The organism is Streptomyces yokosukanensis, assembly GCF_001514035.1.
Classification (GTDB): Bacteria; Actinomycetota; Actinomycetes; order Streptomycetales; family Streptomycetaceae; genus Streptomyces; species Streptomyces yokosukanensis.
In genome coordinates, this window is the sequence record NZ_KQ948217.1 from 152,327 (window position 1) to 178,481 (window position 26,155).

The window sequence follows — 26,155 nt, forward strand, 5'->3', positions numbered from 1 at the left end:
ACTTCAGTACGCTCCGTGTCCCATGCGAGGTCCTCAGCGCCCAGATCCGTTCACCGACGGCGATCCGCCCCTGGAACTGACCACGTTCGTCGGGCGCTCGGCCGAACTCGCCGAGCTGACGGCCCTGCTCGGCCGGGCACGGCTGGTGACCGTGACCGGGGTCGGCGGCGTCGGCAAGTCCCGGCTGGCCGCGCGGGTCGCCGCCGGATGGGAGTCCGCCCGCGGGCGGGTGGAGCTGGCGCCGGTACGCGATCCGCAGTTCGTGGAGTACGCGGTGGCGGAGGCGCTGGGGCTGACCGACCACACCGCCCGGCTGCCCCGGGAGACGCTGCTGGAGCATCTCACCGGCCGTCCGGCCCTGTTGGTACTGGACGGCTTCGAGCATCTCGTCCAGGCCTGTGCCGAGCTGACGGCGGAGCTGCTGCGCAGGCTGCCGCAGCTGCGGGTGCTGGCCGTGGGGCGCCGTCCGCTGGGCCTGGCGGGCGAACGGCTGTCACCGCTGGCACCGCTCGGCGAGGACGAGGCGGTGGAACTGTTCACCGACCGGGCCCGGGAGCAGGGGCTGGAGGTGGCCGACAGTCCTCAGGTGCGCGAGCTGTGCCGACGGCTGGAGGGGCTCCCGCTGGCGCTGGAGCTGGCGGCCGGGCGGCTGCGGACGCTGTCCCCGGCGCAGTTGCTGGAGCGGCTGGACGACCGGTTCCGGCTGCTGAGCGCGGGCGGCCGGGACGGAGTGCCGCGCCCGGTCCCCGGCGGGCCCCCGTGCCGGCATCAGACGCTGCGCACGGCGATCGGCTGGAGCCACGAGCTGTGCACGCCGGCCGAGCGACTGCTGTGGGCCCGGCTCTCGGTGTTCGCGCAGACCTTCGACCTGGAGGCGGCCGAGTACACGTGCAGCGGGGACGGGCTGCCCGCCGAGGACGTGCTCGACGCGCTGTCGGAGCTGCTGGCCCAGTCGGTCGTCACCCGCGAGGAGACCCCGGCCGGCCCCCGCTACCGGATGCTGGACACCGTCCGCGCCTACGGCGCCGACTGGCTGGAGGGGATCGGGGACGCGGGCCGGCTGCGCCGGCGGCACCGGGACTGGTACCTGGGCCTTGCGACCTGGTGCGAGCTGGACTGGTTCTCGCCCCGGCAGGACGAGGTCGCCACCCGCGTCGAGGCGGAGCTGCCCAATCTGCGGGCGGCCCTGGAGTTCTGTCTGACGGAGCCGGAGGATGCCCATCTCGGGCAGTACCTCGCCGGATCGCTCTGGTTCTGCTGGGTCGGCTGCGGCCGGCTCGCGGAGGGCCGGCGCTGGCTGGCACGCTGCGTCGAGCTGGAGTCGGAGTACGAGCAGTCGCGGCTGAAGGCGCTGTGGGTGCTCGGCTATGTGGCGATCCTCCAGGGCGACACCGTGCCGGCGCTGGCGGCGCTGCGCGAGTGCCGGGAGCAGGCCGAGCGGGTCGACGATCCGACGGCGGTGGCCTACGCCGAGCACCGCACCGGCTGTCTGGCCCTGGTCACCGATGACATGGCCCGTGCGGAAACGCTGCTGCGGTCGGCGCTGGACCGCTATCAGCAGATCGGCGAACTCAACAGCAATGTGCTGATGGGCCAGGTGGAGCTGGCGATGGCGCGGGCCTTCCAGGGGGATCTGCCGGACGCGGTGCGGTTGTGCGAGGACGTGCGCCGGGTGTGCGAGGACCACGGGGAGCGCTGGGCCCGCAGTTACGCGCTGTATGTGCTGGCGTACGCGGCCTGGCTGGACGACGCACAGGACAGGGCCCGCGAGCTGCTCACGGAGTGTCTGCGCAACGCGCACGCCTTCCACGATCTGCTCGGCTCGGTGCTGTCGCTGGAACTGCTGGCCCTGGTGACGGCGGCCGACGGTGAGCCGGCCGAGGCGGCGCTGCTGCAGGGCGCGGCGGGCCGGATGTGGCCGTCGGTGGGGCTCCCGCTGTTCGGCTCGGCGTACTACAACGCCCCGCACGAGCGCTGCGCGGCGATGGCACGGCAGGCGCTGGGGGACGCCCGGTACGAGGAGTGCGTGCGTGAAGGTGGCCGACTCGACCGCGCCACGGCCGTGGCGCGTGGACTGGGGCGTGCGGGAGGACGGCCGCTGGACGCGCTGCCGGCGCCGCGCGAGGCGGTGCCGCAGGGCGGCCGGGGCGCGAACCGCGCTGAGGCCGCCGATGAACACGCGGCTGACTCCGCGCGCGGCTGACGCGCCGAGCGGCCGGCCCACGCCGACCGGTTTCGATGTCCGGAATGCACGAACCCGCCGCCTCGCCCGCCCGGCAGGGCCGGGTGGGGAGACGGCGGGCTGAGTCGCTGCGCCGGGGCTGGGATCAGCGGGCGTAGTACTCGACGACGAGCTGCTCGTCGCAGATCACCGGGATCTCCTTGCGGTTCGGCTCACGGTCCAGGCGGAACGCCAGGGCCTTGAGGTTCACCTGCAGGTAGCGCGGGGTCTCACCCTCGGGGGCGAAGCCACCCTCGCGGGCGATCTGGAAGAGCGTCTTGTCCTTGGAGCGGTCGCGGACCTGCACGACGTCGTCCGGACGCACGACGAAGGACGGCTTGTCGACCTTCTTGCCGTTGACCTGGATGTGGCCGTGGACGACCATCTGGCGGGCCTGGTAGATCGTGCGGGCGATGCCCGAACGCAGGATCAGCGCGTCGAGACGGCGCTCCAGCTCGATGATCAGGGCCTCGCCGGTCTTGCCCTGGACCTTGGAGGCACGCTCGTAGGCGCGGACGAGCTGGCGCTCGGACACGTCGTACTGCGCGCGCAGACGCTGCTTCTCGAGCAGACGGACCTTGTAGTCCGAGTTCTGCTTGCGGCCGCGGCCGTGCTCACCCGGCGGGTAGGGACGGGCCTCGAAGTACTTGACGGCCTTCGGGGTCAGCGCGATGCCGAGGGCACGCGACTTCTTGACCTTGGGACGGGACTGGTTCGCCACTGTCTCTGATCTCTTTCGTAGTTTCCGGCTTGTCAGAGTCGAGGGAGGTCGCCTCCGCAGCCGGGGAAACCCGCCGGGTCCGCCTGGGACCTGCCGGGCAGCCGCTCCCCTGGTCTGGGCACAACGTGCAGTACGCGAGAGGCCCACCGACCGTCCCGGGATCCCGGGTGGTGATGGGCTGCCCGCGACACCGTTCGACGGTGCGCGACGCTCCTGGAACCTCGCGTCCTCGCGGTCGTGGGGTTCCGGCTGGATGTCCCGCTCTGACTGCGCGGGACTCAGCACTTCGGGCAAGTCTACAGGGCGCTCAGGACCGCCTGCGACCAAGGTGTTTACGGGTCCACTCCACCGCGTCCGCGTATCGCGCCTCGGTGCCGTGGCGGGTCGGGGTGTAGTACTCGCGGTCCTTCAGGGCGTCCGGGGCGTACTGCTGCTGGGCGATGCCTTCGGGCAGGTCGTGCGGATACACGTACCCCTGGGCGTGGCCGAGTGCGGCGGCCCCCTTGTAGTGCCCGTCGCGCAGATGCGGTGGGACCGGTCCGGCGAGGCCCTTGCGCACGTCCTCCATGGCGGCGCCGATCGCGGTGGTCGCCGAGTTGGACTTGGGGGCGAGCGCGAGGGCGATGGTGGCGTGGCTGAGGGTGAGGGCGGCCTCGGGGAAGCCGATCATCGCGACGGCCTGGGCCGCGGCGACGGCGACGGGCAGGGCGTTCGGGTCGGCCAGGCCGATGTCCTCGCTGGCGGAGATCATCAGGCGGCGGGCGATGAAGCGGGGGTCCTCGCCGGCCTCGATCATGCGGGCCAGGTAGTGCAGGGCCGCGTCGACGTCGGAGCCTCTGATGGACTTGATGAGGGCGCTGGCGACGTCGTAGTGCTGGTCGCCGTCGCGGTCGTACTTCACCGCGGCGCGGTCGACGGTCTGCTCCAGCGTCGCGAGGCCGATCTCGCCCTCGCCCTGGTCGAGGGCGGCTCCGGCGGCGGCCTCCAGGGCGGTCAGGGCCCGGCGGGCGTCGCCGCCGGCGATGCGCAGCAGGTGCTCCTCGGTGTCCTCGGGAAGACCGACCGAGTCCTTCAGGCCGCGCTCGTCGGTCAGGGCGCGCCGCAGCAGCGCGCGGATGTCGCCGTCGGTGAGCGGTTCGAGCGTCAGCAGCAGCGAGCGGGACAGCAGGGGCGAGATCACCGAGAAGTACGGGTTCTCCGTGGTGGCCGCGATCAGGGTCACCCAGCGGTTCTCGACGGCCGGGAGCAGGGAGTCCTGCTGGGCCTTGCTGAAGCGGTGGATCTCGTCCAGGAAGAGGACGGTCTCTTTGCCGAAGCCACCGGTGGCGCGGCGGGCGCCGTCGATGACCGCGCGGACCTCCTTGACGCCCGCGGTGATCGCGGACAGCTCCACGAAGCGCTTGTTCGTCGCCTTGGAGACGACGTAGGCGAGCGTGGTCTTGCCGGTGCCTGGCGGGCCCCAGAGGATCACCGAGGACGGTCCGGCGGGGCCGCCGGAGCCCTCGCCGACCAGTCGGCGCAGCGGGGAGCCGGGCCCCAGCAGATGCTGCTGGCCCACGACCTCGTCGAGGGTGCGTGGGCGCATCCGCACCGCAAGCGGGCTGCCCGCCGGGTCCTTTTCCTGGCGTTCTTCTGCTGCGGCGGTGAACAGGTCGGGTTCCACGTCCAAAACCCTAAATCACCGCACTGACAACGCGGCCGGCCGGGCTCAGGCCCAGAGCTGGCTGCCCCAGCGGGTCAGGATCAGCATGGCGATGACACCGCAGTGGGTGACCGGGACGACCCAGGTGAACTCGCCGAGGAACCGCTTCAGCCAGCCCGGCGCGGGCAGGAAGTCGTTGCGGACGTTGAACGAGGTCACGTACCAGAACATGGTGATCGTGGCGACCCAGGCCAGCGAGCACCACAGGCACAGCGCGTTGATCCGGTACAGGGACTGGAACTGCAGCCAGGTGACGAAGCAGACACCGAAGAGCGTGCCGAAGTTGAAGGTCAGCCAGTACCAGCGCGGGAAGCGGGCGCGGGTCAGCAGGCTCATGCCGACGCAGATGACGATGCCGTAGCAGATCAGGCCGAGCATGGGGTTCGGGAAGCCGAAGACGGCCGCCTGCTTGCTCTCCATGACGCTGCCGCAGGACACGATCGGGTTGACGCTGCAGCCCGGCGTGAACGTCTTCCCGACGGCCTTCGCCTCGAGGATCTTGTTCTTGTCGATGGTGATGACCCAGGCGGCCAGCAGTCCGGCCGCCCCGGTGATCACCATCAGCAGGGCAAAGGCACGGCTGCCACCCACCGTGCGCGGGGTGTCGGCGGCACGTTCGGGACCCGACTCCGTGGAGGCGTCGTTGACTGTCGTCTTGCTCATCACGCCGATTCCGTCACTTGAGAGTTTGACCATCTTCGGGCACGGCTCATTGTGCCGCACGCATGCGTGTGTCCACCGTTCGCAGGACATAAGGACGTACGCACACAGGCCCCGGACCGTTCGGTTCCGGCCGATGTTCAAGGGCATGACAGCACACGCGAACGAACGGCGCCGTCACGTGCACCACAGTGGGGATCCTGCCGGGCCACCGGTCAGGGGCGTCGGCGCGGTCACGGTACTCGGCGCGGACCCGGCGACGGGCACACGCGTGTGACGGTTCGGTACGGGAATCGTCCGGCAGGACGAATCGGCGCCCGCCGAGTTGACGGTGCGCGAGAGGGGACGGCATCTCGCCCGCTCCCACCCGCGCCGGCACGGAAAAGGGCGCCGGACGAGTCCGGCGCCCTGCCCGTCGTCAGCCGAGCCGCGATTCCAGTTCCGCGACGATCTCGTCGACCCCGACGGCCGTCTGCTCTCCGGACTCCATGTCCTTCAGCTGGACGACGCCGTCGGCGAGGTCGCGCTCGCCGGCCACGATCGCATAGCGGGCCCCGCTGCGGTTGGCGTTCTTCATGGCGCCCTTCAGGCCCTTGCCGCCGTACGCGAAGTCCGCCGCGACGCCCACCTTGCGCAGCTCGGTGATCTTCGCGAACAGCACGCGGCGGGCCTCCTCGCCGAGCGGCACGGCATAGACCGACGTCGTGGACGGCAGGTCCAGCTCGATGCCCTCCGCCTCCAGGGCGAGGACCGTGCGGTCGACGCCGAGGGCCCAGCCGACGGACGGCAGCGCCGGGCCGCCGATCATCTCGGACAGGCCGTCGTAGCGACCGCCGCCGCCCACCGCGGACTGCGCGCCCAGACCGTCGTGCACGAACTCGAAGGTGGTGCGGGTGTAGTAGTCCAGGCCGCGCACCAGCTTCGGGTCGTCCTCGAAGGCCACGCCCGCCGCGGTGATCAGCTCGCGGACCTCCTCGTGGTACGCCTTGCACGCGTCGCACAGGTAGTCACGCAGCAGCGGCGCGCCGGTGAGCTGCTTCTGGACCGACTCGCGCTTGTCGTCGAGGACGCGCAGCGGGTTGATCTCCGCGCGGCGCAGGGTGTCCTCGTCCAGGTCCAGGCCGTGCAGGAAGTCCTGCAGCGCGGCCCGGTACACCGGCCGGCATTCCTTGTCGCCGAGGCTGTTCAGCAGGATGCGGAAGCCACGCAGGCCCAGCGAGCGGTACGCCTGGTCGGCCAGGATGATCAGCTCGGCGTCCAGCGCCGGGTCCTCCGCGCCGATCGCCTCGGCACCGACCTGCGAGAAGTGCCTGTAACGGCCCTTCTGGGGGCGCTCGTAGCGATACTGCGACCCTGAATACCAGACCTTCACCGGGAGGTTGCCGCTCTTGTAGAGGTTGGCCTCCAGCACCGCCCGCAGGACGGGCGCCGTGGTCTCCGGGCGCAGGGCGAGCCTGTCGCCGCCCTTGGTCTCGAAGACGTACATCTCCTTGGTCACGATGTCGGTGGACTCACCGACACCGCGCGCGAACAGTTCGACGTTCTCGAAGCCGGGCGTCTCGATGTAGCCGTAGCCGGAGTTGCGCAGCGGAGCGGCGATGGCCTCGCGGACGGCCAGGTACGCGGCGGAGTCCGGCGGGATCAGGTCGTACGTGCCCTTGGGGGCCTGGAAGGTACTCACGAAAGCTCTCTCGTCACATTCCTCGTCGGGGAGCCCCGGGGGCTCCCTGGCCGGCCGCCACCTGCCGCAGATAGGGGTTGGTGGCGCGCTCCTGGCCGATGGTCGTCTGGGGGCCGTGGCCGGACAGGACCACGGTGGAGTCGTCGAGCGGCAGGCACACCCGGGCCAGCGACTCGAGCATGTCCGCCATGGATCCGCCCGGCATGTCGGTGCGTCCGATGGAGCCGGCGAACAGCAGATCCCCGGAGAAGAAGACCGACGGGATGTCGGTGTTCTCGGGCATCCGGAACGTCACCGACCCCTTGGTATGGCCCGGCGCGTGCGCGACGGAGAACGAGAGGCCCGCCAGCTCGAGCGTGGTGCCGTGCGTCAGCTCCCGGACGTCGTCCGGCTCCCCCACGGTCAGCTCGCCCAACAGCGGCATGCCGATCGACCGCCCGAGCGCCTTCTCGGGGTCGCTCATCATGTAGCGGTCCTCGGGGTGGATCCAGGCCGGTACGTCGTGCGCACCGCAGACCGGGACGACCGAGGCCACATGGTCGATGTGGCCGTGGGTCAGGACGACGGCGACGGGCTTGAGCCGATGCTTCTTCAGCGCTTCCTCGACGCCTCCGGCGGCCTGGTGGCCGGGGTCGATGATCACGCACTCCTCACCGGCGGCGGGGGCGACGAGATAACAGTTCGTCCCCCAGGCCCCGGCGGGGAACCCGGCAATGAGCACGATCGTCCTTCGTAGTGTCGATTACTGGCGGCTTCAGCCGCAGTCAGAGACTACCGGCGCTGCCGTTTCCTCAGCGAACCCATATACGGTACGGGGCTACACACAGCGGTCGGCTCACGAGAACGCACGCGTACCGGTCGACACACGACACGCATGAGGAGAGAACCCGGTGGTCAGCCAGGAGCAGCGGCGGCGTCAGCTCGCCCGGGAGAAGTTCTTGCGGCAGCAGCAGCGGCGCACCCAGGCGCGTCGCAAGGCGCGCATGCGCAACTCCGTGATCGCGTCGGTACTGGGCGTGATCGTGATCGGCAGTGTGGCGCTCTACACGACCGGCGTGCTGAAGGACGGCGGCGACGACAAGAAGAACACCGCCGCCGACGTCAGCCCCAGCGCCTCGCCGACCAGCAAGGCCCCGGACCCGTGCGCGAAGCCGGCGGCCGGCTCGGCGAAGAAGCTGACCTGGAAGAAGGAGCCGGCGACGACGATCGACACGTCGGCGAAGTACTCGATGAAGCTCGCCACGACGTGCGGTGACATCGACATCGACCTGAAGACGGCGGCGGCCCCGCACACGGTGAACTCGTTCGCCTTCCTCGCGGGCAAGGGCTTCTTCGACCACACGAAGTGCCACCGTCTGGTGACGAGCGGGATCTACGTGCTCCAGTGCGGCGACCCGCAGGGCACCGGGATGGGCGGTCCGGGTTACACGCTCCCGGACGAGAACCTGAAGGACAAGAGCCTGAAGGGCAACACCTACCCAGCGGGCACGGTGGCGTTGGCCAACACCGGCCAGAAGCACACCGGTGGCAGCCAGTTCTTCCTGGTCTACAAGGACAGCCCGCTGCCGCCCCAGTACACCCCGTTCGGCACGATCTCGGACGCGGGCATGAAGGTGCTGAAGAAGATCGCCGCCGCCGGCGCGCAGCCGGCCGACCCGACGTCGGGCAACACCGCCCCGAATGCGACCGTAGTGATCAACAAGGCGACGGTGACGAAGTCCTGACGCCTTCCTGAAGTTCAAGACGGCCAACTGCGGAATTTCGGTCGCGCTGGATGCGGACAGGCAACCCGCTGGTCGCCTATGTTGGCCGTGACGAAACTGTGGACGATGCCCGGGGCGCCGAAACCCCCCACGGGCATCATGTGGAGGAGGCGCTGTGAGCAGCGACCCGTGGGGCCGCGTCGACGAGACGGGGACCGTGTACGTGCGTACGGCCGACGGCGAGCAGGTCGTCGGATCCTGGGCGGCCGGCTCCCCCGAGGAGGCGCTGACCTACTTCGAGCGCAAGTACGAGGGCCTGGTTGTCGAGATCGGCCTCCTCGAGAAGCGAGTGCAGACCACCGATCTGTCGGCGAAGGACGCCCAGACCGCGATCGGCCATCTGCGCGAGCAGGTCGACGCGCACCACGCGGTCGGCGACCTGGACGCGCTGCGGGGCCGGCTGGACAAGCTCGTGGCGAGCGTCGAGGAGCGGCGCGAGGAGCGCAAGCAGCAGCGGGCCAAGCAGTCCGACGAGGCCCGCAAGTCCAAGGAGGACCTGGTCACCGAGGCGGAGCAGCTGGCGCAGTCCGACCAGTGGCGGGCCGCCGGTGAACGGCTCAGGGCGCTGGTGGACACCTGGAAGGGTCTGCCGCGGCTGGACCGCAAGTCCGACGACGAGTTGTGGCATCGCTTCTCGCATGCCCGCTCGGCGTTCTCCAAGCGGCGCAAGGCGCACTTCGCGCAGCTGGACGCGCAGCGCGAGGAGGCCCGCCGGACCAAGGAGCGGCTGGTCGCCGAGGCCGAGTCGCTCTCGGGCTCGACAGACTGGGGTCCGACGGCGGCCCGCTACCGCGAGCTGATGACGCAGTGGAAGTCTGCGGGCCGTGCCCAGCGCGAGCACGAGGACGACCTGTGGAACCGCTTCCGCGGTGCCCAGGACGTGTTCTTCGCCGCCCGCAGCTCGGTGTTCGCCGAGCGGGACGCGGAGCAGTCCGAGAACCTGAAGCTGAAGGAGGAACTGGCCGAGGAGGCCGAGAAGATCCTCCCGGTCACGGATCTCAAGACCTCCCGGGCCGCCTTCCGTTCGATCAACGAGCGCTGGGAGGCCATCGGACACGTCCCGCGGGACGCGCGTGCGAAGGTCGAGGGCCGGATGCACGCCGTGGAGCGGGCGATCCAGGAGGCCGAGGAGGCCGAGTGGCGCCGGACGAACCCGGAGGCACGCGCGCGTGCCGAGGGTCTGACCGGCCAGCTGCAGGCCGCCGTGGACAAGCTGAGGGCGCAGATCGACCAGGCCCGCGCCCAGGGCAACAGCTCCAAGGCCGACAAGCTGGAGCGCGAGCTGGAGGGCCGCCAGGCGCTCCTGGACCAGGCGCTGAAGGGCTTGCAGGAGTTCGGCGGCTGACACCTGCCTGGAGTGGCCGTGTCGGCGGCTGAGCAGCCGACGGACGGCCTTCTGTCCCGGCCCGAGGCGGCCCGGTGGTGTTGTACCCCGGGCCGCCTCGGCCGTTTCCGGCGGCTCCTCGGGGGGTTTGGGGGGCTGAGCGGATCGGCGACGACGGTGCAGTGCCGTGCGGGCAGCCCCCACACGGTCGGGTCGCACAGCTCCGCCGCGCGATCCACCACTTTCGCCTCGACCGCGGGCAGCTGGGGCAGTTGGCGGCAGGAGGCGGTGCCGACGAGGACGGCCTGCGATCGCGCCGGGTCAGGCAGTAGCGCCATCGCCTCCGGGCTCCTCGGGACCCGGGGGCGGGAGGATGCCGTGCGGCCGGGTGCCGTCGAGCAGCTCGACGACGTGTCTGGCTCTCCCGCCCGTGGACGCCCCTACGACCGGCTGCGTCCCGAGGTCACACGGTAGACGTCGTACACGCCTTCCACGCCCCGTACGGCCTTCAGGACGTGGCCGAGGTGCTTCGGGTCGCCCATCTCGAAGGTGAAGCGGGAGGTGGCCACGCGGTCGCGGGAGGTCTGGACAGCCGCGGAGAGGATGTTGACGTGCTGGTCGGACAGGACGCGGGTGACGTCCGAGAGCAGCCGCGAGCGGTCCAGCGCCTCGACCTGGATGGCGACCAGGAAGACCGACGACTGGGTGGGCGCCCACTCGACGTCGAGGATGCGCTCGGGCTCGCGCGACAGTGACTCGACGTTGACGCAGTCGCTGCGGTGAACCGATACGCCGCTACCGCGCGTGACGAATCCGATGATGGGGTCGCCGGGTACGGGCGTGCAGCAGCGGGCCAGCTTGACCCACACGTCGTCCACACCCTTGACGACGACACCCGGGTCGGCGCTGGAGCGGCGCTTGCGGCTGCGGGTGCGCGACGGCGGGACCGCCTCGTCGATCTCCTCGGTGGCCGCCTCCTCGCCGCCGAGCGCCTGGACGAGCTTCTGCACGATGTTCTGTGCGGAGACATGGCCCTCGCCGATCGCCGCGTACAGCGCGGAGATGTCCGAGTACCGCATCTCGTGCGCGAGCGTGACGAGGGAGTCGCCGGTGAGGATCCGCTGGATCGGCAGGTTCTGCTTGCGCATCGCCCGGACGATCGCGTCCTTGCCCTGCTCGATCGCCTCGTCCCGGCGCTCCTTGGAGAACCAGGCCCGGATCTTGTTGCGCGCCCGCGGCGACTTGACGAAGCCCAGCCAGTCGCGGGACGGCCCGGCGCCGGCGGCCTTGGAGGTGAAGACCTCCACCAAGTCGCCGTTGTCCAGGGTGGATTCGAGCGGTACGAGGCGGCCGTTGACCCGCGCCCCTATGGTGCGGTGGCCGACCTCGGTGTGGACGGCGTACGCGAAGTCGACGGGCGTGGCCCCCGCGGGCAGGGCGATGACATCGCCCTTGGGGGTGAAGACGAAGACCTCGTTGCGGGACAGGTCGAAGCGCAGGGACTCCAGGAACTCGCCGGGGTCCTCGGTCTCCTTCTGCCAGTCCAGCAACTGCCGCAGCCACGCCATGTCGTTGATGGCGTCCTTGTCCTTGCCGGAGGCCTTGGGCACGTCCGTGCGCACCTTGGAGGCGCCGGCGACGGCCTCCTGCTTGTACTTCCAGTGCGCGGCGATGCCGTACTCGGCGCGGCGGTGCATGTCGAAGGTGCGGATCTGCAGTTCGACCGGCTTGCCGTTGGGCCCGATGACCGTCGTGTGCAGCGACTGGTACATGTTGAACTTGGGCATCGCGATGTAGTCCTTGAACCGGCCGGGGACCGGGTTCCATCGCGCGTGCACGGTGCCGAGGGCGGCGTAGCAGTCCCTGACCGTGTCGACCAGGACACGGATGCCCACCAGGTCGTAGATCTCCGCGAAGTCACGGCCGCGGACGATCATCTTCTGGTAGACGCTGTAGTAGTGCTTCGGGCGGCCGGTGACGGTCGCCTTGATGCGGGCGGCGCGCAGGTCGGCCTGGACCTCGTCGGTCACTATGGCCAGGTACTCGTCACGCTTCGGCGCCCTTTCGGCCACCAGCCGTACGATCTCGTCGTACATCTTGGGGTAGAGGATCGCGAAGGCGAGGTCCTCCAGCTCCCACTTGATGGTGTTCATGCCGAGGCGGTGGGCGAGGGGCGCGTAGATCTCCAGGGTCTCGCGCGCCTTCTTCTCCTGCTTCTCGCGCTTCAGGTAGCGCATGGTGCGCATGTTGTGCAGGCGGTCGGCGAGCTTGATGACCAGGACGCGCGGGTCCTTGGCCATCGCCACGACCATCTTGCGCACGGTCTCGGCCTGCGCCGCCTCGCCGAACTTGACCTTGTCCAACTTGGTGACGCCGTCCACCAGCAGGGCCACGGTGTCGCCGAAGTCGCGGCGCAGCTGGTCGAGGCCGTACTCGGTGTCCTCGACGGTGTCGTGCAGCAGCCCCGCCATGAGAGTGGCCGGATCCATGCCCAGCTCGGCGAGGATCGTGGTGACGGCGAGCGGGTGTGTGATGTACGGGTCGCCGCTCTTGCGCTTCTGGCCGCGGTGCCAGCGCTCGGCGACCTGGTAGGCGCGCTCGATCTGGCGCAGCGTGGAGTTCTCGATCTTGGGGTCGTTGCTGCGCACTATGCGCAGCAGGGGCTCCAGGACCGGGTTGTACGGGTTGGCCCGCTGCACGCCGAGACGGGCGAGGCGGGCGCGGACGCGGTTGGAGGAGCCGGTGCGGGTGGGCTGCACTGCGGGCTGACGCACCACGGGCGGCTGCACCGGCCGCTCGGCCGAGGCGGGTCCCTTGGCTCGACCGGCGTCGAGCGTGGGGGACGGCTTGGGACGTGTGGCCTCGGCAGCCTTCTCGACGGGCGCGGACTGGGCGTGCTCGATCGGCCCGCGGGTGTCGTTCTTCGCGTCGGACGCGTGCGGCGCGGGCTTGGCCGCGGGCGCCGAGGCGGACTCGGGCTTGGCGGCGGTCAGTGGCTGGGCCTCGTCTGGCAAGAGGGCTCCTCGTGCGCGATCCGGGTCCCCCGGTCAGGCTCCGGAGACCCCATGGTAGCGATCCTGCGGCTGGTCATCGCCTTCAGGCGGAAGTGAGGACCGTTCACTGCTGAAACACGGGAGGCCTCCGACGGATTCCGCGAGGTGGATTCCGGGTGTTCAGAGGGCATGCGAGGGGTGTCCCGCACGTGGCGGTCGTCGATGCCCGCCGCATGCGTACGGCCGCCCCGGTGCGGTACCGGGACGGCCGTACGACGAACAGGACGGGGCGGATCAGACCTGGAGCAGTGCCTCCAGCGGGGCCCCGCCGAGGGCCGGCTCCAGGCGGGCACGGCCGGCGAGGAAGCCCAGCTCCATCAGGACCGCCAGGCCCGCGATCTCGGCGCCGGCGCGCTGGATCAGCTGGATCGCGGCCTCGGCGGTGCCTCCCGTGGCCAGGACGTCGTCCACGATCAGGACGCGGTCGCTCGCGACCAGGTCCTCCGCGTGCACCTCGATCTCGGCCGAGCCGTACTCCAGGTCGTACGCCTGCCGCAGCGTGGCTCCGGGCAGCTTGCCGGCCTTGCGGACCGGGATGAACCCGAGGCCCGCGCGGACGGCGACGGGGGCGCCGAGGATGAAGCCCCGGGCCTCCAGACCGACGATCTTGGTCGCGCCGGCGTTCGTGGCGATCTCGGCCAGCGCGTCGGTGAGCGCCGTGAACGCGGCCGGGTCCGCCAGCAGCGGCGTGATGTCCTTGAACATCACGCCCGGCTCGGGGTAGTCGGCGACGTCTCGGATACGGCTGAGGAGCAGTTCCTCGATGTCGGTCATCGGCGCTTCCCGGAAGGTCGGCCGCGGCCGCGGCCGCGGGACGCGGGCTGATTGCGGGGGCCCACGACGGCGGCGGCGGAGTCGTCGGAGTCGTCGTCCGCCGCGGCGCGGTCGGCCACGAGGTCCTCCTCGGCGGCGGCCTGGGCGCGCTTGGCCAGGACCCGCTTGCGCAGCGCCTTCATCGCCGGCTCGCGCTCCTTGAGGTCGGCGACGAGCGGCGTGGCGATGAAGATCGAGGAGTACGCGCCGGCCGCGAGGCCGACGAACAGCGACAGCGAGATGTCGTTCAGCGTGCCGGCGCCGAGGAAGCCGCCGCCGATGAACAGCAGGCCGGCCACCGGCAGCAGCGCGACGACCGTGGTGTTGATCGACCGGACCAGGGTGCCGTTGATCGACTGGTTGGCGATGTCGCTGTAGGTGAGGCGGTTCTGCTTGGTGATGTCCTTCGTCTGCTCCTTGAGGGAGTCGAAGACGACGACCGTGTCGTAGAGCGAGTAACCGAGGATGGTCAGCAGACCGATGACCGTACCGGGCGTGACCTCGAAGCCGACCAGGGCGTAGATACCGGTCGTGATGGTGATGTCGTGGATCAGCGCGACCAGGGCCGCCACGGCCATGCGCCATTCGAAGGCGATGGCCAGGTAGATCACCACGAGCACCATGAAGATCGCCAGGCCCTCCCAGGCCTTGTTGGCGATCTGCTGGCCCCAGCTCGGGCCGACCAGGTCGGCGGCGAGCTTCTCGGGGTTGAGGTTCAGGTCCTTGGCCAGCTCCTGCTTGATCCTGTCGGACTGGCCGGTGTCGATACCGGCGATCTGGATGCGCAGGCTGCCGTTGCCGAGCTTCTGCACGATCGCCTCGTGGCCGGAGGCGTCCTTGGCGTAGTTCTCCGCCTGGGCCACCGAGGTGCTCATCTTGGTCGGCGTCGTGAAGACGGCACCGCCCTTGAACTCGATGCCCATGTTCAGGCCGCGCACCGCCAGGCCGACGATGGCCGTGATGGTGATCAGGATGGAGACGCCGTACCAGATCTTGCGCTTGCCGACGAAGTCGTACGAGATCTCGCCGCGGTGCAGTCGAGCGCCGAGGTTACCGAGTTTCGACATCGCTCAGGCCTCCTTCGGGTCGACAGAGCCGGCGCCAGGACCGGCGGGACGGCGGGTGCGGCGCAGCGGCGCCTTGGCCCCCAGGCTCTTCGGGTCGAGGCCGGACCACTTGTGTCCGTTCGCGAAGAACGTGCGGCGGGCGAGCAGCGTCATCAGCGGCTTGGTGAAGAAGAAGACGACCACCACGTCGAGCACGGTGGTCAGGCCGAGCGTGAACGCGAAGCCCTGGACCTTGCCGACGGTCACGACGAACAGGACGGCGGCGGCGAGGAACGACACGAAGTCGGAGACCAGGATGGTGCGCCGGGCGCGCGGCCAGGCCCGCTCGACGGCGGGGCGCAGGGAGCGGCCCTCGCGGATCTCGTCCCGGATGCGTTCGAAGTACACGATGAACGAGTCCGCGGTGATACCGATCGCGACGATGGCACCACAGACGGCCGGCAGGTTCAGCGCGAAGTGGATGGCCGGGCCGAGCAGCGACATGATCACGTAGGTAAGGATCGCCGAGACCAGCAGCGAGGCCATGGCGACGAGCGACAGACCCCGGTAGTAGACCACCAGATAGAGCACGACGAGCGCGAGGCCGATGGCGCCGGCGACCAGACCGGCGTGCAGCTGCTCACCGCCGAGCGCGGCGGTCACGGTGGTGACGGACTGCTCCTGGAAGGAGAGCGGCAGGGCGCCGTACGACAGCATGTTGGCGAGGCTCTGGGCCTCCTGCTGGGTGAAGCTGCCGGAGATCTCCGCCTGACCACCGGTGATGGCCTGCTTCACGAACGGGCTGGAGACGACCTCGCCGTCGAGGACGATGCCGAACTCGTTCTGCGGTTCCTGCTTCTGGGCCAGCTCGCCGGTGATGTCCGCGAACTTCTTGGAGCCGCTGGAGGTGAAGTTCATGACGACCTGCCAGCCGGCGGCGCCCTGGGTGTCGAAGCGGGCCGCGGCGTTCTTGACCTCGGTGCCGTCGACGGCGGCCGGGCCGAGCACGTACTTGTACCAGGTGTTCTTGATCTGGCCGCAGGCCACCGTGGGATCGCTCGGCTTGGCGGCGCCGCCCACCTTGGCCCGCTGGTCGGGCTTCGTGCAGTCCAGGGCGGCGTACTGGGCCTGGAGCTTGGCTGCGGCCGCGGCGGCGCCGCTGGCCGAGGGAGTGGGCGACGGCTTGCCACTGCCGGAGGCGGAGCCGCTCGGCGTGGGGGTCGGGCCGGCCTTCAGGGCGTCGGTGACGGCGCGGCCCTGGGAGGTCGCCGAGGCCGTGGGGGACGCGGTGGAGGACGAGGACGCCTTCTCCTTGGAGGAGGCGCTGCCGGAGGGGCTCGCGCCCGGCTTCGGCGCGGAGCTGCCGCTGGAGGAGGCGCTCGGCGACGGGCTCTGCCCGGCGCCGCTGGGCTCGGTGGCCAGGACCGGGCGGAAGTACAGCTTGGCAGTGGTGCCGACCTGCTGCTGGGCCTCCTTGGAGTTGGTGCCCTTGGGGATGTTGACGATGATGTTGTCGTTCCCCTGGGTCTGCACCTCCGCCTCGGAGACGCCGAGACCGTTGACACGGCGGTTCATGATGTCGACCGCGGTGTCCATGTTGGCCTTGTTGATCGCGGACCCCTGGTCGGCCTTCGCCTTGAGCGTGATGCTCGTGCCACCGGCGAGGTCGATGCCGAGACGCGGAGTGGTGTTCCCGGAGAGGAACATGCCTCCGGTGAGCGCCACGATGGCGATCAGGATGAGGGCCAGCGAGCGCCCTGGCTTGCTCTGGGCGCTCGCACTCCGGCCCCTCTTAGGTGCTGCCACCTTCTCGTACTCCCTCTCGGGCCGCTCCGCGCCTGGTCGGCGCGGTCGGCCATGACATGGTGTCGGGCTGCTCCGTACGGGAAACAGACGCCCGGTGGTGCGCGGGGCGGATTATGCCGCGCGACGCACCACCGGGGCGTGACTACTTCGCGTCGGAATCGCCGTCGGTCTTCTTCGGCTCGTCCTCCGCCTTGGCCTCGGCGGCCTCGGCCGCGTCGGTGCTGTCCTCGCCAGCATCCTTCTTACCCAGGTCGACGGCCTTGTCGTCGGAGGCGGCGGCAGCGGGCGAGTCGGACTCGTCGGTCTCGGTGAGGGAGGACGCGTCGTCCGGGACGATGTCGGCGTCGGACTTCAGGTCGTGCTCGATGCCGTGGACGATGCGGTTGTACTCGTCGTCGCTGAGGACGGCGCCGATCGCGTTCTTGGCGAAGAGGAGCTCGACGCCGGGCCCGGCGTCGAGGAGGACCGTCTCCTCGTGGACCTCCTTGACCGTCGCGTACACCCCCCCGATCGTGCGGACACCGGAGCCGGGCTGCATCTCGTTCCGCATGTTCGCGGCCTGCTGCTGCTTCTTCTTGGCCGAACGCGTCATCAGGAACATGGCCGCGATGAGCACGATGAACGGGAGAAGGGTATAGGCATTCACGGGACGGAATTTCCTTCGCGCGACCGCGCGGGTGAGCGGCCTGTTTGATGGGGGCTGGTCGGCACCGCCCGCAAAGGCGGCATCGGCGGAGTCTAAGCGAGTCCGCGCGCATGGAACAACGCTCAGCATGGCACCTGGGTTCCTGCTCGGGCCAATGCCTTCGCCGTCACGGAGACATCACGGAGACATCACGGGCACCACCGCGCCGTCAGGTGCCGAACAGGTCCTGTTGTCCGTTTCCCCCGGTCGCCTGGCGGGGCGGAGTCAGGCCGAGGTGCGCCCAGGCAGCGGGCGTCGCGACCCGGCCGCGCGGGGTGCGGGCGAGCAGTCCCTCGCGGACGAGGAAGGGCTCGGCGACCTCCTCGACGGTCTCGCGCTCCTCCCCCACCGCGACGGCGAGCGTGGACAGGCCGACCGGGCCGCCGCCGAACAGTTTCAGCAGGGCATTCAGCACCGCGCGGTCGAGGCGGTCGAGGCCGCGCGCGTCGACCTCGTACACGGCGAGCGCGGCCTCGGCGATCTCCCGGGTGATCAGGCCGTCCGCCTTGACCTGCGCATAGTCGCGGACGCGGCGCAGCAGGCGGTTGGCGATACGGGGTGTGCCGCGGGAACGGCCGGCGATCTCGGCGGCGCCGTCCGGATCGATCTCGACGTCCAGCAGATTCGCCGAGCGGTGCACGACGCGCTCCAGTTCGCGCGGCTCGTAGAACTCCATGTGCGCGGTGAAGCCGAAGCGGTCGCGCAGCGGGGGCGGCAGCAGGCCCGCGCGCGTGGTCGCGCCGACCAGCGTGAACGGCGGCAGCTCCAGCGGGATGGCGGTGGCGCCGGGGCCCTTGCCGACGATGACGTCGACGCGGAAGTCCTCCATCGCCATGTACAGCATCTCCTCGGCGGGCCGGGACATGCGGTGGATCTCGTCGAGGAAGAGGACCTCGCCCTCCTGGAGGGAGGAGAGGATCGCGGCGAGGTCGCCCGCGTGCTGGATGGCCGGGCCGGAGGTGATGCGGATGGGGGCGCCCATCTCGGCCGCGATGATCATCGACAGGGTCGTCTTGCCCAGCCCGGGGGCGCCCGAGAGCAGCACATGGTCGGCCGTGGCCCCGCGCGCGCGTGCGGCCCGCAGGACGAGGTCGAGCTGTTCGCGGACCTTCTCCTGGCCGATGAACTCGCCGAGGTCCTTGGGGCGCAGGGCGGCCTCGACGGCCTGGTCCTCCCCGTCGGCGGACGCACCGACGAGCCGCTCGGAGGCGGGGGTGTCGATGGAATCGTCCCAGTTCATATGAGTGTGCCTCGATCGTCGTGGGTCAGCGTCGCAGGGGTCAGCGCGCGCGGTTCAGGGTCTGCAGGGCGGCCTTCAGCAGCTGGCCCACCTGGGGCGGCACGCCCGCGGCCTCGGCCTGGGGGGCCACGGCGGCGACCGCCTCGTCGGCCTCGCGGGTGGCGTAGCCGAGGCCGATGAGGGCCGCGTGCAGCTGGTCGCGCCAGCCCTGGGTGACCGGCGCGCCGATCGCGGGGGCCGTACCGACGGGCTCGCCGAGCCTGTCCTTCAGCTCCAGCAGCAGCTTCTGCGCGCCCTTCTTGCCGATGCCGGGGACGGCGGTGAGCGCCTTCTCGTCGCTGGTGGCGACGGCGCGGCGCAGCGCGTCCGGATGGTGCACGGCGAGCATGGCCTGGGCCAGTCGCGGGCCGACGCCGCTCGCGGTCTGCAGCAGCTCGAAGACCTGGCGCTCGTCGTCGTCGCAGAAGCCGTACAGGGTCAGCGAGTCCTCGCGGACCACGAGTGAGGTGTGCAGCTTGGCGGGCCGGCCGACGCGGAGCGCGGAGAGTGTGTTCGGCGTGCACTGGACGGCCATGCCGACGCCGCCGACCTCGACGACCGCGGCATCGGGAGCGAGTGCGGCGACCGTGCCGCTGACGAAGGCGATCATGCCGTACGGCCTTTCGTTGCGTTGAGTGTGTGGCGGGCGACGGCCTGCTGGAGCCGGTTCTGGGCGGGGGCGCGCCAGATGTGGCAGATGGCGAGCGCGAGGGCGTCGGCGGCGTCGGCCGGCTTGGGCGGTGCGGAGAGCCGCAGCAGCCGGGTGACCATGGCGCCGACCTGTGCCTTGTCGGCGCGTCCGCTGCCGGTGACGGCGGCCTTGACCTCGCTCGGGGTGTGCAGGGCGACGGGGATCCCGCGCCGGGCGGCGCACAGCATGGCCACGGCGCTGGCCTGGGCGGTGCCCATCACGGTGCGTACGTTGTGCTGGCTGAAGACGCGCTCGACGGCGACGAACTCGGGCCGGTGCTCGTCCAGCCACTCCTCCATGCCCTGCTCGATCGCGACGAGGCGGTGGCTGAGGTCGGCGTCCGCGGGTGTGCGGACGACACCGACGCCGAGCATGGTGAGCGGGCGGCCCGCGACGCCCTCGACGACACCGACACCGCACCGGGTCAGCCCGGGGTCCACCCCCAGTACGCGCACCGCGCCCCCTCCCCTCGATCGCCTGTTTGTGCAGGCTATCGGTTGCCGCTGACAACGCCGTGCACCGGCGCCCGGCACGGCGACGGGCCGACGGGTTGTCCCGTCGGCCCGTGAGACCTGCGCAGCTCGTGGCGGTGTTACGCGTCGACCTTCTCCATGATCTCGTCGCTGACGTCGAAGTTCGCGAAGACGTTCTGCACATCGTCGCTGTCCTCGATGGCGTCGATCAGCTTGAAGATCTTCTTGGCGCCCTCCTCGTCCAGCTCGACCTGCATGGTCGGGACGAAGTTGGCCTCGGCGGAGTCGTAGTCGATGCCGGACTCCTGGAGGGCGGTGCGGACCGCGACCAGGTCGGTGGCCTCGCTGAGCACCTCGAAGGACTCGCCGAGGTCGTTGACCTCCTCGGCGCCCGCCTCCAGGACGGCACCGAGGACGTCGTCCTCGGTCAGCTCGCCCTTGGGGACGATGACGACGCCCTTGCGGTTGAAGAGGTACGACACCGAACCCGGGTCGGCCATGGAGCCGCCGTTGCGGGTCATGGCGACACGGACGTCGGAGGCGGCGCGGTTGCGGTTGTCGGTGAGGCACTCGATGAGCACGGCGACACCGTTGGGGCCGTAGCCCTCGTACATGATCGTCTCGTAGTCGGCGCCGCCGGCCTCGAGACCGCCACCGCGCTTGATCGCGGAGTCGATGTTCTTGTTCGGCACCGACTGCTTCTTGGCCTTCTGGACGGCGTCGTAGAGCGTCGGGTTGCCCTCGAGGTCGACGCCGCCCATACGCGCCGCGACCTCGATGTTCTTGATCAGCTTCGCGAAGAGCTTGCCGCGCTTGGCGTCGATCACGGCCTTCTTGTGCTTCGTCGTAGCCCATTTAGAGTGGCCGGACATCTGCCTGTCTCCTTCGCGTAACCCATCTCTGCAACGAACTCCAGAGATCCTACAAGGACTCCGGTGTCCGGTTGGCGCGCACCATGTCGACGAACAGCGCGTGCACGCGGTGATCGCCGGTCAGTTCCGGGTGGAACGACGTGGCGAGCGCGTTGCCCTGGCGGACGGCGACGATGTGGCCGCCGTGCTCGGCGAGCACCTCGGCCCCGGCGCCCACGGACTCCACCCAGGGGGCGCGGATGAAGACGCCCTCCACAGGATCGCCCGCGATGCCCCGCACGTCGACCGCGGCCTCGAACGACTCGTTCTGCCGCCCGAAGGCGTTGCGGCGCACGATCATGTCGATGCCGCCGATGGTCTCCTGGCCCGAGCGCGGGTCGAGGATCTTGTCGGCGAGCATGATCATTCCGGCGCAGGTGCCGTAGACGGGCATGCCGGCCTGCACGCGCGCGCGGAGGGGCTCCATCACACCGAAGAGGACAGCGAGTTTGGAGATGGTGGTGGACTCGCCGCCGGGCAGGACGAGACCGTCGACCTCGGCGAGTTCCTCGGGGCGCCGCACCGGCCTGGCCACGGCGTCGGCCGCGGCCAGGGCGATGAGGTGCTCCCGTACGTCGCCCTGGAGGGCCAGGACGCCTATGACGGGGGTGTTCATGTGTGTCAGTGCCTTACCAGCCGCGGTTGGCGTAGCGCTCGGCCTCGGGAAGGGTGTCGCAGTTGATGCCGACCATGGCCTCGCCCAGGTTGCGGGACGCGTCCGCGATGATCTTCGGGTCGTCGTAGAAGGTGGTGGCCTTCACGATGGCGGCGGCGCGCTTGGCCGGGTCGCCGGACTTGAAGATGCCGGAGCCCACGAAGACACCCTCGGCGCCGAGCTGGCGCATCAGGGCCGCGTCGGCCGGGGTGGCGACGCCACCGGCGGAGAACAGCACGACCGGGAGCTTGCCCAGCTCGGCGACCTCCTTGACCAGCTCGTACGGGGCGCGCAGCTCCTTGGCGGCGGCGTACAGCTCGTGGTTGTCGAAGCCGCGCAGGCGGGCGATCTCGTTCTTGATCTGGCGCAGGTGCCGGACGGCCTCGACGACGTTGCCGGTGCCGGCCTCGCCCTTGGAGCGGATCATCGCGGCGCCCTCGGCGATGCGGCGCAGGGCCTCGCCCAGGTTGGTGGCGCCGCAGACGAACGGCGTGGTGAAGGACCACTTGTCGGAGTGGTTGACCTCGTCGGCCGGGGTGAGGACCTCGGACTCGTCGATGTAGTCGACACCGAGGGACTGCAGCACCTGGGCCTCGACGAAGTGGCCGATGCGGGACTTGGCCATGACCGGGATCGAGACGGCGTCGATGATGCCCTCGATCATGTCCGGGTCGGACATACGGGCCACGCCGCCGTCCTTGCGGATGTCGGCCGGGACCCGCTCCAGGGCCATGACGGCGACGGCACCCGCGTCCTCGGCGATCTTCGCCTGCTCCGGGGTGACGACGTCCATGATCACGCCGCCCTTGAGCTGCTCGGCCATACCGCGCTTCACTCGGGCGGTGCCGGTCTCGGGAGCCTGGTTCTCGGTGGTGGACACGGGTGACCTCGCTGATGTGAAAGAGGGCTTCTGCTGTCACGAGGAAACGCGAGTGGACCAGGCCACAGCAAGGGCCAATGGCAAGCCGGTGGATCCTTTTCGTCCACCGGGGGTTCAGCCGGCCCGCCACCTGGGGTTCAGACAGCCCTCCGTCCGGGGCCCGGCCTGCTCCCGGTGCGGGTCAGGCGGCCCTCTCCACCAGAGCCGCGGGGGGCTCGTCGTCCATCTCGAAGGCCAGCGGGAACGGGGCGTGGCCGGCCAGCCGGAACCAGCGGACCTTGCGGTGCTCGCGCAGCCTGCGGGCGGCCCCCACGGCGTCGTTGTGGAACCGGCGGGCCATCGGGACCCGGCGCACCGCCTCGGCCAGCTCACCGGCCGCCTGCTCGCCGCCCGGAGCCTCCCGCACGGCCTCCACCTGGGCCGGGTCCTCGAACACCGCGCGCAGCGCCTGGCTCAGCTCGCTCTCGGCGACCTCCCGCTGCTCCTCCTCGGCCTGCCGGGCCGCGTGCGCGGCCTCGTACAGCACGATCGAGGCGGCCGGGTCCAGCACCCCCGAGGTCGCGAGCTCCTGCGCGACGGAAGCCCGGCGCAGCAGCTGTGCGTCGAGCGCGGCCCGTGCGGCGTCCATGCGCACGTGCAGCCGGTCCAGCCGCCCGGCCGTCCAGCTCAGGTACACGCCGATCGCGACGAGTGCGACGAGGATCCAGATGAGGGTTGCGGTCACCGCCGAAGGCTACCGGCTGCCGGCGGGCGCCCTTGCGGGCCGTCCCGCACCGGCCCCGGGCACCGTGTGACTGCCCGGCACCGCCCCGAACGCTCCCGCGGTCGGTCCCACGCCGCCCGAGACGCTCCCCCGACGGTGCGGCGCCGCCCCGGACACTCCCGCCGTCAGTCCCGCACCGCCCCGGACACTCCCGCCGTCAGTCGCGCGCCAGTCCGAACCGGGCCCGCAGGCCCGTCGCGCGCTCGTCCGCCGCGACCGCCGCCGCTCCGGCGGTCACCGTCTCGTACACGGACAGGATGTCCGCGCCGACCGTCGACCAGTCGAACCGCCGCACATGGGCGCTGCCGCGGTCGCGCAGCTCGGCGCGCCGGGCCGGGTCCGCCAGCAGCCGCACGGCCGCCTCGGCGAGCGCGTCGGCGTCCTCGTTGGCGAAGACCTCGCCCGCCTCGCCCTGGTCGAGGACCTGTACGAAGGCGTCCAGGTCGGAGGCGAGCACGGGCGCGCCCGCCGACATCGCCTCGACCAGGATGATGCCGAAGCTCTCGCCGCCGGTGTTGGGCGCGACGTACAGGTCGATGCTGCGCAGGAAGCGCGCCTTGTCCTCGTCGCTGATCATGCCGAGGAACTCCACCCGCGAGCGCAGTTCCTTCGGCAGGTCCTCGACCGCCGCCTCCTCGTCCCCGCGGCCGGCGACCAGCAGCCGGGCCCCCGGGCGGGCGGCCAGGATCTTCGGCAGGGCCTCCATCAGCACCGGCAGGCCCTTGCGGGGCTCGTCGATCCGGCCGATGAAGCCGATCGTCTCCCCCTGCCACTCCGGCTTCGGCTCGGCCTCGGCGAAGAAGTCCACGTCGACGCCGTTGGGGATGACCACCGCGTCCCCGCCGAGGTGCTCGACCAGGGTGCGGCGGGCGTACTCGCTGACCGCGATCCGCGCGCTGATCTTCTCCAGGGCCGCCTGGAGGATGGAGTACGCGGCGATCATGGCGCGCGAGCGCGGGTTGGAGGTGTGGAAGGTGGCCACGATCGGGCCGGAGGCCGCCCAGCAGGTCAGCAGGCCCAGCGAGGGCGAGGTCGGCTCGTGGATGTGGACCACGTCGAAGGCGCCCTCGTGCAGCCAGCGACGCACCCGCGCGGCGGACAGGAAACCGAAGTTCAGCCGGGCCACCGAGCCGTTGTACGGCACCGGGACCGCGCGGCCGGCCGAGACGACGTACGGCGGCAGCGGTGTGTCGTCGTCGGCCGGGGCGAGGACGGACACGTCGTGGCCGAGGCGGATGAAGTACTCGGCGAGGTCGCGGATGTGGAACTGGACGCCGCCGGGCACGTCCCAGGAGTACGGGCAGACGATCCCGATTCTCACGAGGGTCCCTTCGCGGGGTCGAGGTCGGCGAGCCACAGCCGCTGCAGCATGTGCCAGTCCTCCGGATGGTCGGCGATCCCGGTGGCGAAGGCGTCGGCCAGCGCCTGCGTCATGACAGACGTCTTCTCGGCCCGCGTACCTGACTCGGGCACCTCGACCGGGGGATGCACCTGGCCGCGCATGATCGGCGAGTCGTCGTACCAGAGGGTGACCGGCAGCAGCAGGGCGCCGGTCTGCTGGGCGAGCAGCGCCGGGCCCGCGGGCATCCGGGTGGTCTCGCCGAAGAAGTCGACCTCCACGCCGGAGGCGGACAGGTCCCGGTCGGCGACCAGGCAGACCAGTCCGCCCTCGCGCAGCCGCCGGGCCAGGGTGCCGAAGGCGGAGCCGCCGCTGTGCGGCAGGACCTCCATCCCGAGGCCCTCGCGGTAGGCGACGAAACGGTCGTACAGCGTCTCCGGCTTGAGCCGTTCGGCGACCGTCGTGAACGGCGTCTCCAGCTTGGTGGTGACCCAGGCGCCGGCCAGGTCGTAGTTGGCCATGTGCGGCAGCGCGAGGATCACGCCCTGCCCGGAGGCCAGCCCGTCGGTGAGGAAGTGGATGTCCTTGGGGTCGAAGCCGCTCTTCACGCGCGCGGTGCTCCAGGCCGGCAGCCGGAAGGACTCCATCCAGTAGCGCAGGTACGAGCGCATGCCCGCGCGCGACAGCTCGGCGAGGCGCTCGGGCGTGGCGCCTCGCACCACGCGCGCGTAGTTGGACTCGAGGCGCTCCACGCCCTTGCCGCGCTGCTTCCAGGCGAGGTCGGCGATCGTCCGGCCGAGGCGGACCGCGACGGGTTCGGGGAGCTTCTTGACGGTGCTCCAGCCGAGCCCGTACAGCCCGTCGGTGAGACGTTCGGCGGCGCTCACTTCGCGGCCTCGCCGGCGCTCTGCCGGGCCGCCTCCTCCGCCTCGGCGGACTCGCGGCGGACGGTGACGACACGCTGGACCAGCGTGATGAGGCTGCCGACGGCGACGATCCACAGGGCGATCGGCAGCAGCCACTGGATGCCCGGCACACCGAACGTGTGCAGGCCCGCGAAACCTGCCGCGACCAGCGAGATCACCAGCCGCTCGGCACGCTCGACGAGCCCGTTCACGGCGACCGGCAGCCCGATCGACTCGCCCCGCGCCTTGGTGTACGACACCACCTGGCCGCTGGCCAGGCAGAAGATCGAGACGGCGCACAGGACGTTGTCGTTCCCGTTGCCCGCGTACCAGAGCGCGAAGCCGCCGAAGATCGCGCCGTCGGCCACCCGGTCGAGAGTGGAGTCCAGGAAGGCACCCCAGCGGCTGGAGCGGCCCAGCTGGCGGGCCATGTTGCCGTCGACCAGGTCGGAGAAGACGAACAGGGTGATCACGACCGTGCCCCAGAAGAACTCGCCCCGGGGGTAGAAGACCAGCGCGCCCGCCACCACACCGGCGGTGCCGATGAGCGTGACCGTGTCGGGGCTCACCCCCCGCCGGATGAGAAACGCGGCGAACGGTGTGAGGACACGCGTGAAAAATGCACGCGCGTACTTGTTCAGCATGGCCTTCCCGACGGTCGTGTCGCCGCGGCCCCTGGTGGCCCCCGGCTGGCCCATCGTAGCCAGGCGCGCGCGTACGTGACGGGCGGGCACCCGCAGCCCGTGGCGCGAACCGGCGTACGCCGCCGTGCGCGGGGCGCGCG

Annotated in this window: 23 protein-coding genes; 3 read left to right on the forward strand and 20 right to left on the reverse strand. The window is 70.8% G+C overall.

Annotated features, from left to right (window positions below):
- The first annotated feature begins 22 nt into the window (after positions 1 to 22).
- Positions 23 to 2,203, forward strand: a complete 2,181-nt coding sequence (locus tag AQI95_RS28335) for an ATP-binding protein (RefSeq protein WP_067129838.1) — start codon at positions 23 to 25, stop codon at positions 2,201 to 2,203.
- 124 nt (positions 2,204 to 2,327) lie between these two features.
- Here AQI95_RS28335 and rpsD read toward each other — a convergent pair whose 3' ends face one another.
- The 5 genes from rpsD to AQI95_RS28360 all read right to left on the reverse strand — a co-directional run bounded on the left by rpsD (position 2,328) and on the right by AQI95_RS28360 (position 7,706).
- A complete protein-coding gene (rpsD, locus tag AQI95_RS28340; protein WP_067129842.1) occupies positions 2,328 to 2,942 on the reverse strand; it encodes a 30S ribosomal protein S4 in 615 nt (204 codons plus the stop codon).
- Between the two features lie 307 nt (positions 2,943 to 3,249).
- A complete protein-coding gene (locus tag AQI95_RS28345; RefSeq protein ID WP_067130306.1) occupies positions 3,250 to 4,605 on the reverse strand; it encodes a replication-associated recombination protein A in 1,356 nt (451 codons plus the stop codon).
- A 45-nt stretch (positions 4,606 to 4,650) separates the two neighbouring features.
- A complete protein-coding gene (locus tag AQI95_RS28350; protein WP_067130309.1) occupies positions 4,651 to 5,307 on the reverse strand; it encodes a vitamin K epoxide reductase family protein in 657 nt (218 codons plus the stop codon).
- 415 nt (positions 5,308 to 5,722) lie between these two features.
- Positions 5,723 to 6,985 (reverse strand): histidine--tRNA ligase, encoded by a 1,263-nt coding sequence (gene hisS / locus AQI95_RS28355; protein ID WP_067129845.1) that lies wholly within the window; start codon positions 6,983 to 6,985, stop codon positions 5,723 to 5,725.
- A 13-nt stretch (positions 6,986 to 6,998) separates the two neighbouring features.
- Positions 6,999 to 7,706: an MBL fold metallo-hydrolase gene (locus AQI95_RS28360; protein ID WP_067129847.1), complete on the reverse strand. Its 708-nt coding sequence runs from the start codon at positions 7,704 to 7,706 to the stop codon at positions 6,999 to 7,001.
- Positions 7,707 to 7,875: 169 nt separating this feature from the next.
- On the opposite strand from AQI95_RS28360, the gene AQI95_RS28365 reads away from it, so the two are divergent.
- A complete protein-coding gene (locus AQI95_RS28365) occupies positions 7,876 to 8,709 on the forward strand; it encodes a peptidylprolyl isomerase (protein ID WP_067129850.1) in 834 nt (277 codons plus the stop codon).
- A 154-nt stretch (positions 8,710 to 8,863) separates the two neighbouring features.
- A complete protein-coding gene (locus AQI95_RS28370) occupies positions 8,864 to 10,093 on the forward strand; it encodes a DUF349 domain-containing protein (RefSeq protein ID WP_067129853.1) in 1,230 nt (409 codons plus the stop codon).
- A 419-nt stretch (positions 10,094 to 10,512) separates the two neighbouring features.
- Here the strand turns inward: AQI95_RS28370 and AQI95_RS28380 are convergent, their stop codons facing one another.
- From AQI95_RS28380 to pgsA, 15 genes are all read right to left on the reverse strand, one after another.
- Positions 10,513 to 13,086, reverse strand: a complete 2,574-nt coding sequence (locus AQI95_RS28380; protein ID WP_067129859.1) for a RelA/SpoT family protein — start codon at positions 13,084 to 13,086, stop codon at positions 10,513 to 10,515.
- Between the two features lie 273 nt (positions 13,087 to 13,359).
- Positions 13,360 to 13,899, reverse strand: coding sequence for an adenine phosphoribosyltransferase (locus tag AQI95_RS28385; RefSeq protein ID WP_067129862.1), 540 nt, complete (start codon positions 13,897 to 13,899; stop codon positions 13,360 to 13,362).
- A complete protein-coding gene (secF, locus tag AQI95_RS28390) occupies positions 13,896 to 15,005 on the reverse strand; it encodes a protein translocase subunit SecF (protein ID WP_067129866.1) in 1,110 nt (369 codons plus the stop codon). The genes AQI95_RS28385 and secF overlap by 4 nt, the downstream gene beginning before the upstream one ends.
- 3 nt (positions 15,006 to 15,008) lie before the next feature.
- Positions 15,009 to 16,790, reverse strand: a complete 1,782-nt coding sequence (secD, locus tag AQI95_RS28395) for a protein translocase subunit SecD (RefSeq protein ID WP_208614284.1) — start codon at positions 16,788 to 16,790, stop codon at positions 15,009 to 15,011.
- 142 nt (positions 16,791 to 16,932) lie between these two features.
- Positions 16,933 to 17,436: a preprotein translocase subunit YajC gene (gene yajC, locus AQI95_RS28400; protein WP_067129871.1), complete on the reverse strand. Its 504-nt coding sequence runs from the start codon at positions 17,434 to 17,436 to the stop codon at positions 16,933 to 16,935.
- Between the two features lie 208 nt (positions 17,437 to 17,644).
- A complete protein-coding gene (gene ruvB, locus AQI95_RS28405; protein ID WP_067129874.1) occupies positions 17,645 to 18,715 on the reverse strand; it encodes a Holliday junction branch migration DNA helicase RuvB in 1,071 nt (356 codons plus the stop codon).
- Positions 18,716 to 18,755: 40 nt separating this feature from the next.
- The gene (gene ruvA / locus AQI95_RS28410) at positions 18,756 to 19,364 is read right to left on the reverse strand and encodes a Holliday junction branch migration protein RuvA (protein ID WP_067129876.1); all 609 of its coding nucleotides are present in this window, start codon (positions 19,362 to 19,364) and stop codon (positions 18,756 to 18,758) included.
- Positions 19,361 to 19,900, reverse strand: coding sequence for a crossover junction endodeoxyribonuclease RuvC (gene ruvC / locus AQI95_RS28415; RefSeq protein ID WP_067129879.1), 540 nt, complete (start codon positions 19,898 to 19,900; stop codon positions 19,361 to 19,363). The genes ruvA and ruvC overlap by 4 nt, the downstream gene beginning before the upstream one ends.
- Before the next feature lie 137 nt (positions 19,901 to 20,037).
- The gene (locus AQI95_RS28420) at positions 20,038 to 20,790 is read right to left on the reverse strand and encodes a YebC/PmpR family DNA-binding transcriptional regulator (protein WP_067129882.1); all 753 of its coding nucleotides are present in this window, start codon (positions 20,788 to 20,790) and stop codon (positions 20,038 to 20,040) included.
- Between the two features lie 49 nt (positions 20,791 to 20,839).
- Positions 20,840 to 21,445, reverse strand: a complete 606-nt coding sequence (pdxT, locus tag AQI95_RS28425; protein WP_067129885.1) for a pyridoxal 5'-phosphate synthase glutaminase subunit PdxT — start codon at positions 21,443 to 21,445, stop codon at positions 20,840 to 20,842.
- Positions 21,446 to 21,458: 13 nt separating this feature from the next.
- Positions 21,459 to 22,364, reverse strand: coding sequence for a pyridoxal 5'-phosphate synthase lyase subunit PdxS (gene pdxS, locus AQI95_RS28430; RefSeq protein ID WP_067129888.1), 906 nt, complete (start codon positions 22,362 to 22,364; stop codon positions 21,459 to 21,461).
- A 181-nt stretch (positions 22,365 to 22,545) separates the two neighbouring features.
- Entirely contained in the window at positions 22,546 to 23,088 is a 543-nt protein-coding gene (locus tag AQI95_RS28435; protein ID WP_067129891.1) for a LemA family protein, read from the reverse strand.
- Positions 23,089 to 23,284: 196 nt separating this feature from the next.
- On the reverse strand, positions 23,285 to 24,448 hold the full coding sequence (locus AQI95_RS28440; protein ID WP_067129894.1) for a glycosyltransferase family 4 protein: 1,164 nt from the start codon (positions 24,446 to 24,448) through the stop codon (positions 23,285 to 23,287).
- On the reverse strand, positions 24,445 to 25,353 hold the full coding sequence (locus tag AQI95_RS28445) for a phosphatidylinositol mannoside acyltransferase (RefSeq protein ID WP_067129897.1): 909 nt from the start codon (positions 25,351 to 25,353) through the stop codon (positions 24,445 to 24,447). The genes AQI95_RS28440 and AQI95_RS28445 overlap by 4 nt, the downstream gene beginning before the upstream one ends.
- A complete protein-coding gene (gene pgsA / locus AQI95_RS28450) occupies positions 25,350 to 26,069 on the reverse strand; it encodes a phosphatidylinositol phosphate synthase (RefSeq protein ID WP_067129900.1) in 720 nt (239 codons plus the stop codon). Before pgsA ends, AQI95_RS28445 begins: the two co-directional genes overlap by 4 nt.
- Positions 26,070 to 26,155 lie beyond the last annotated feature (86 nt).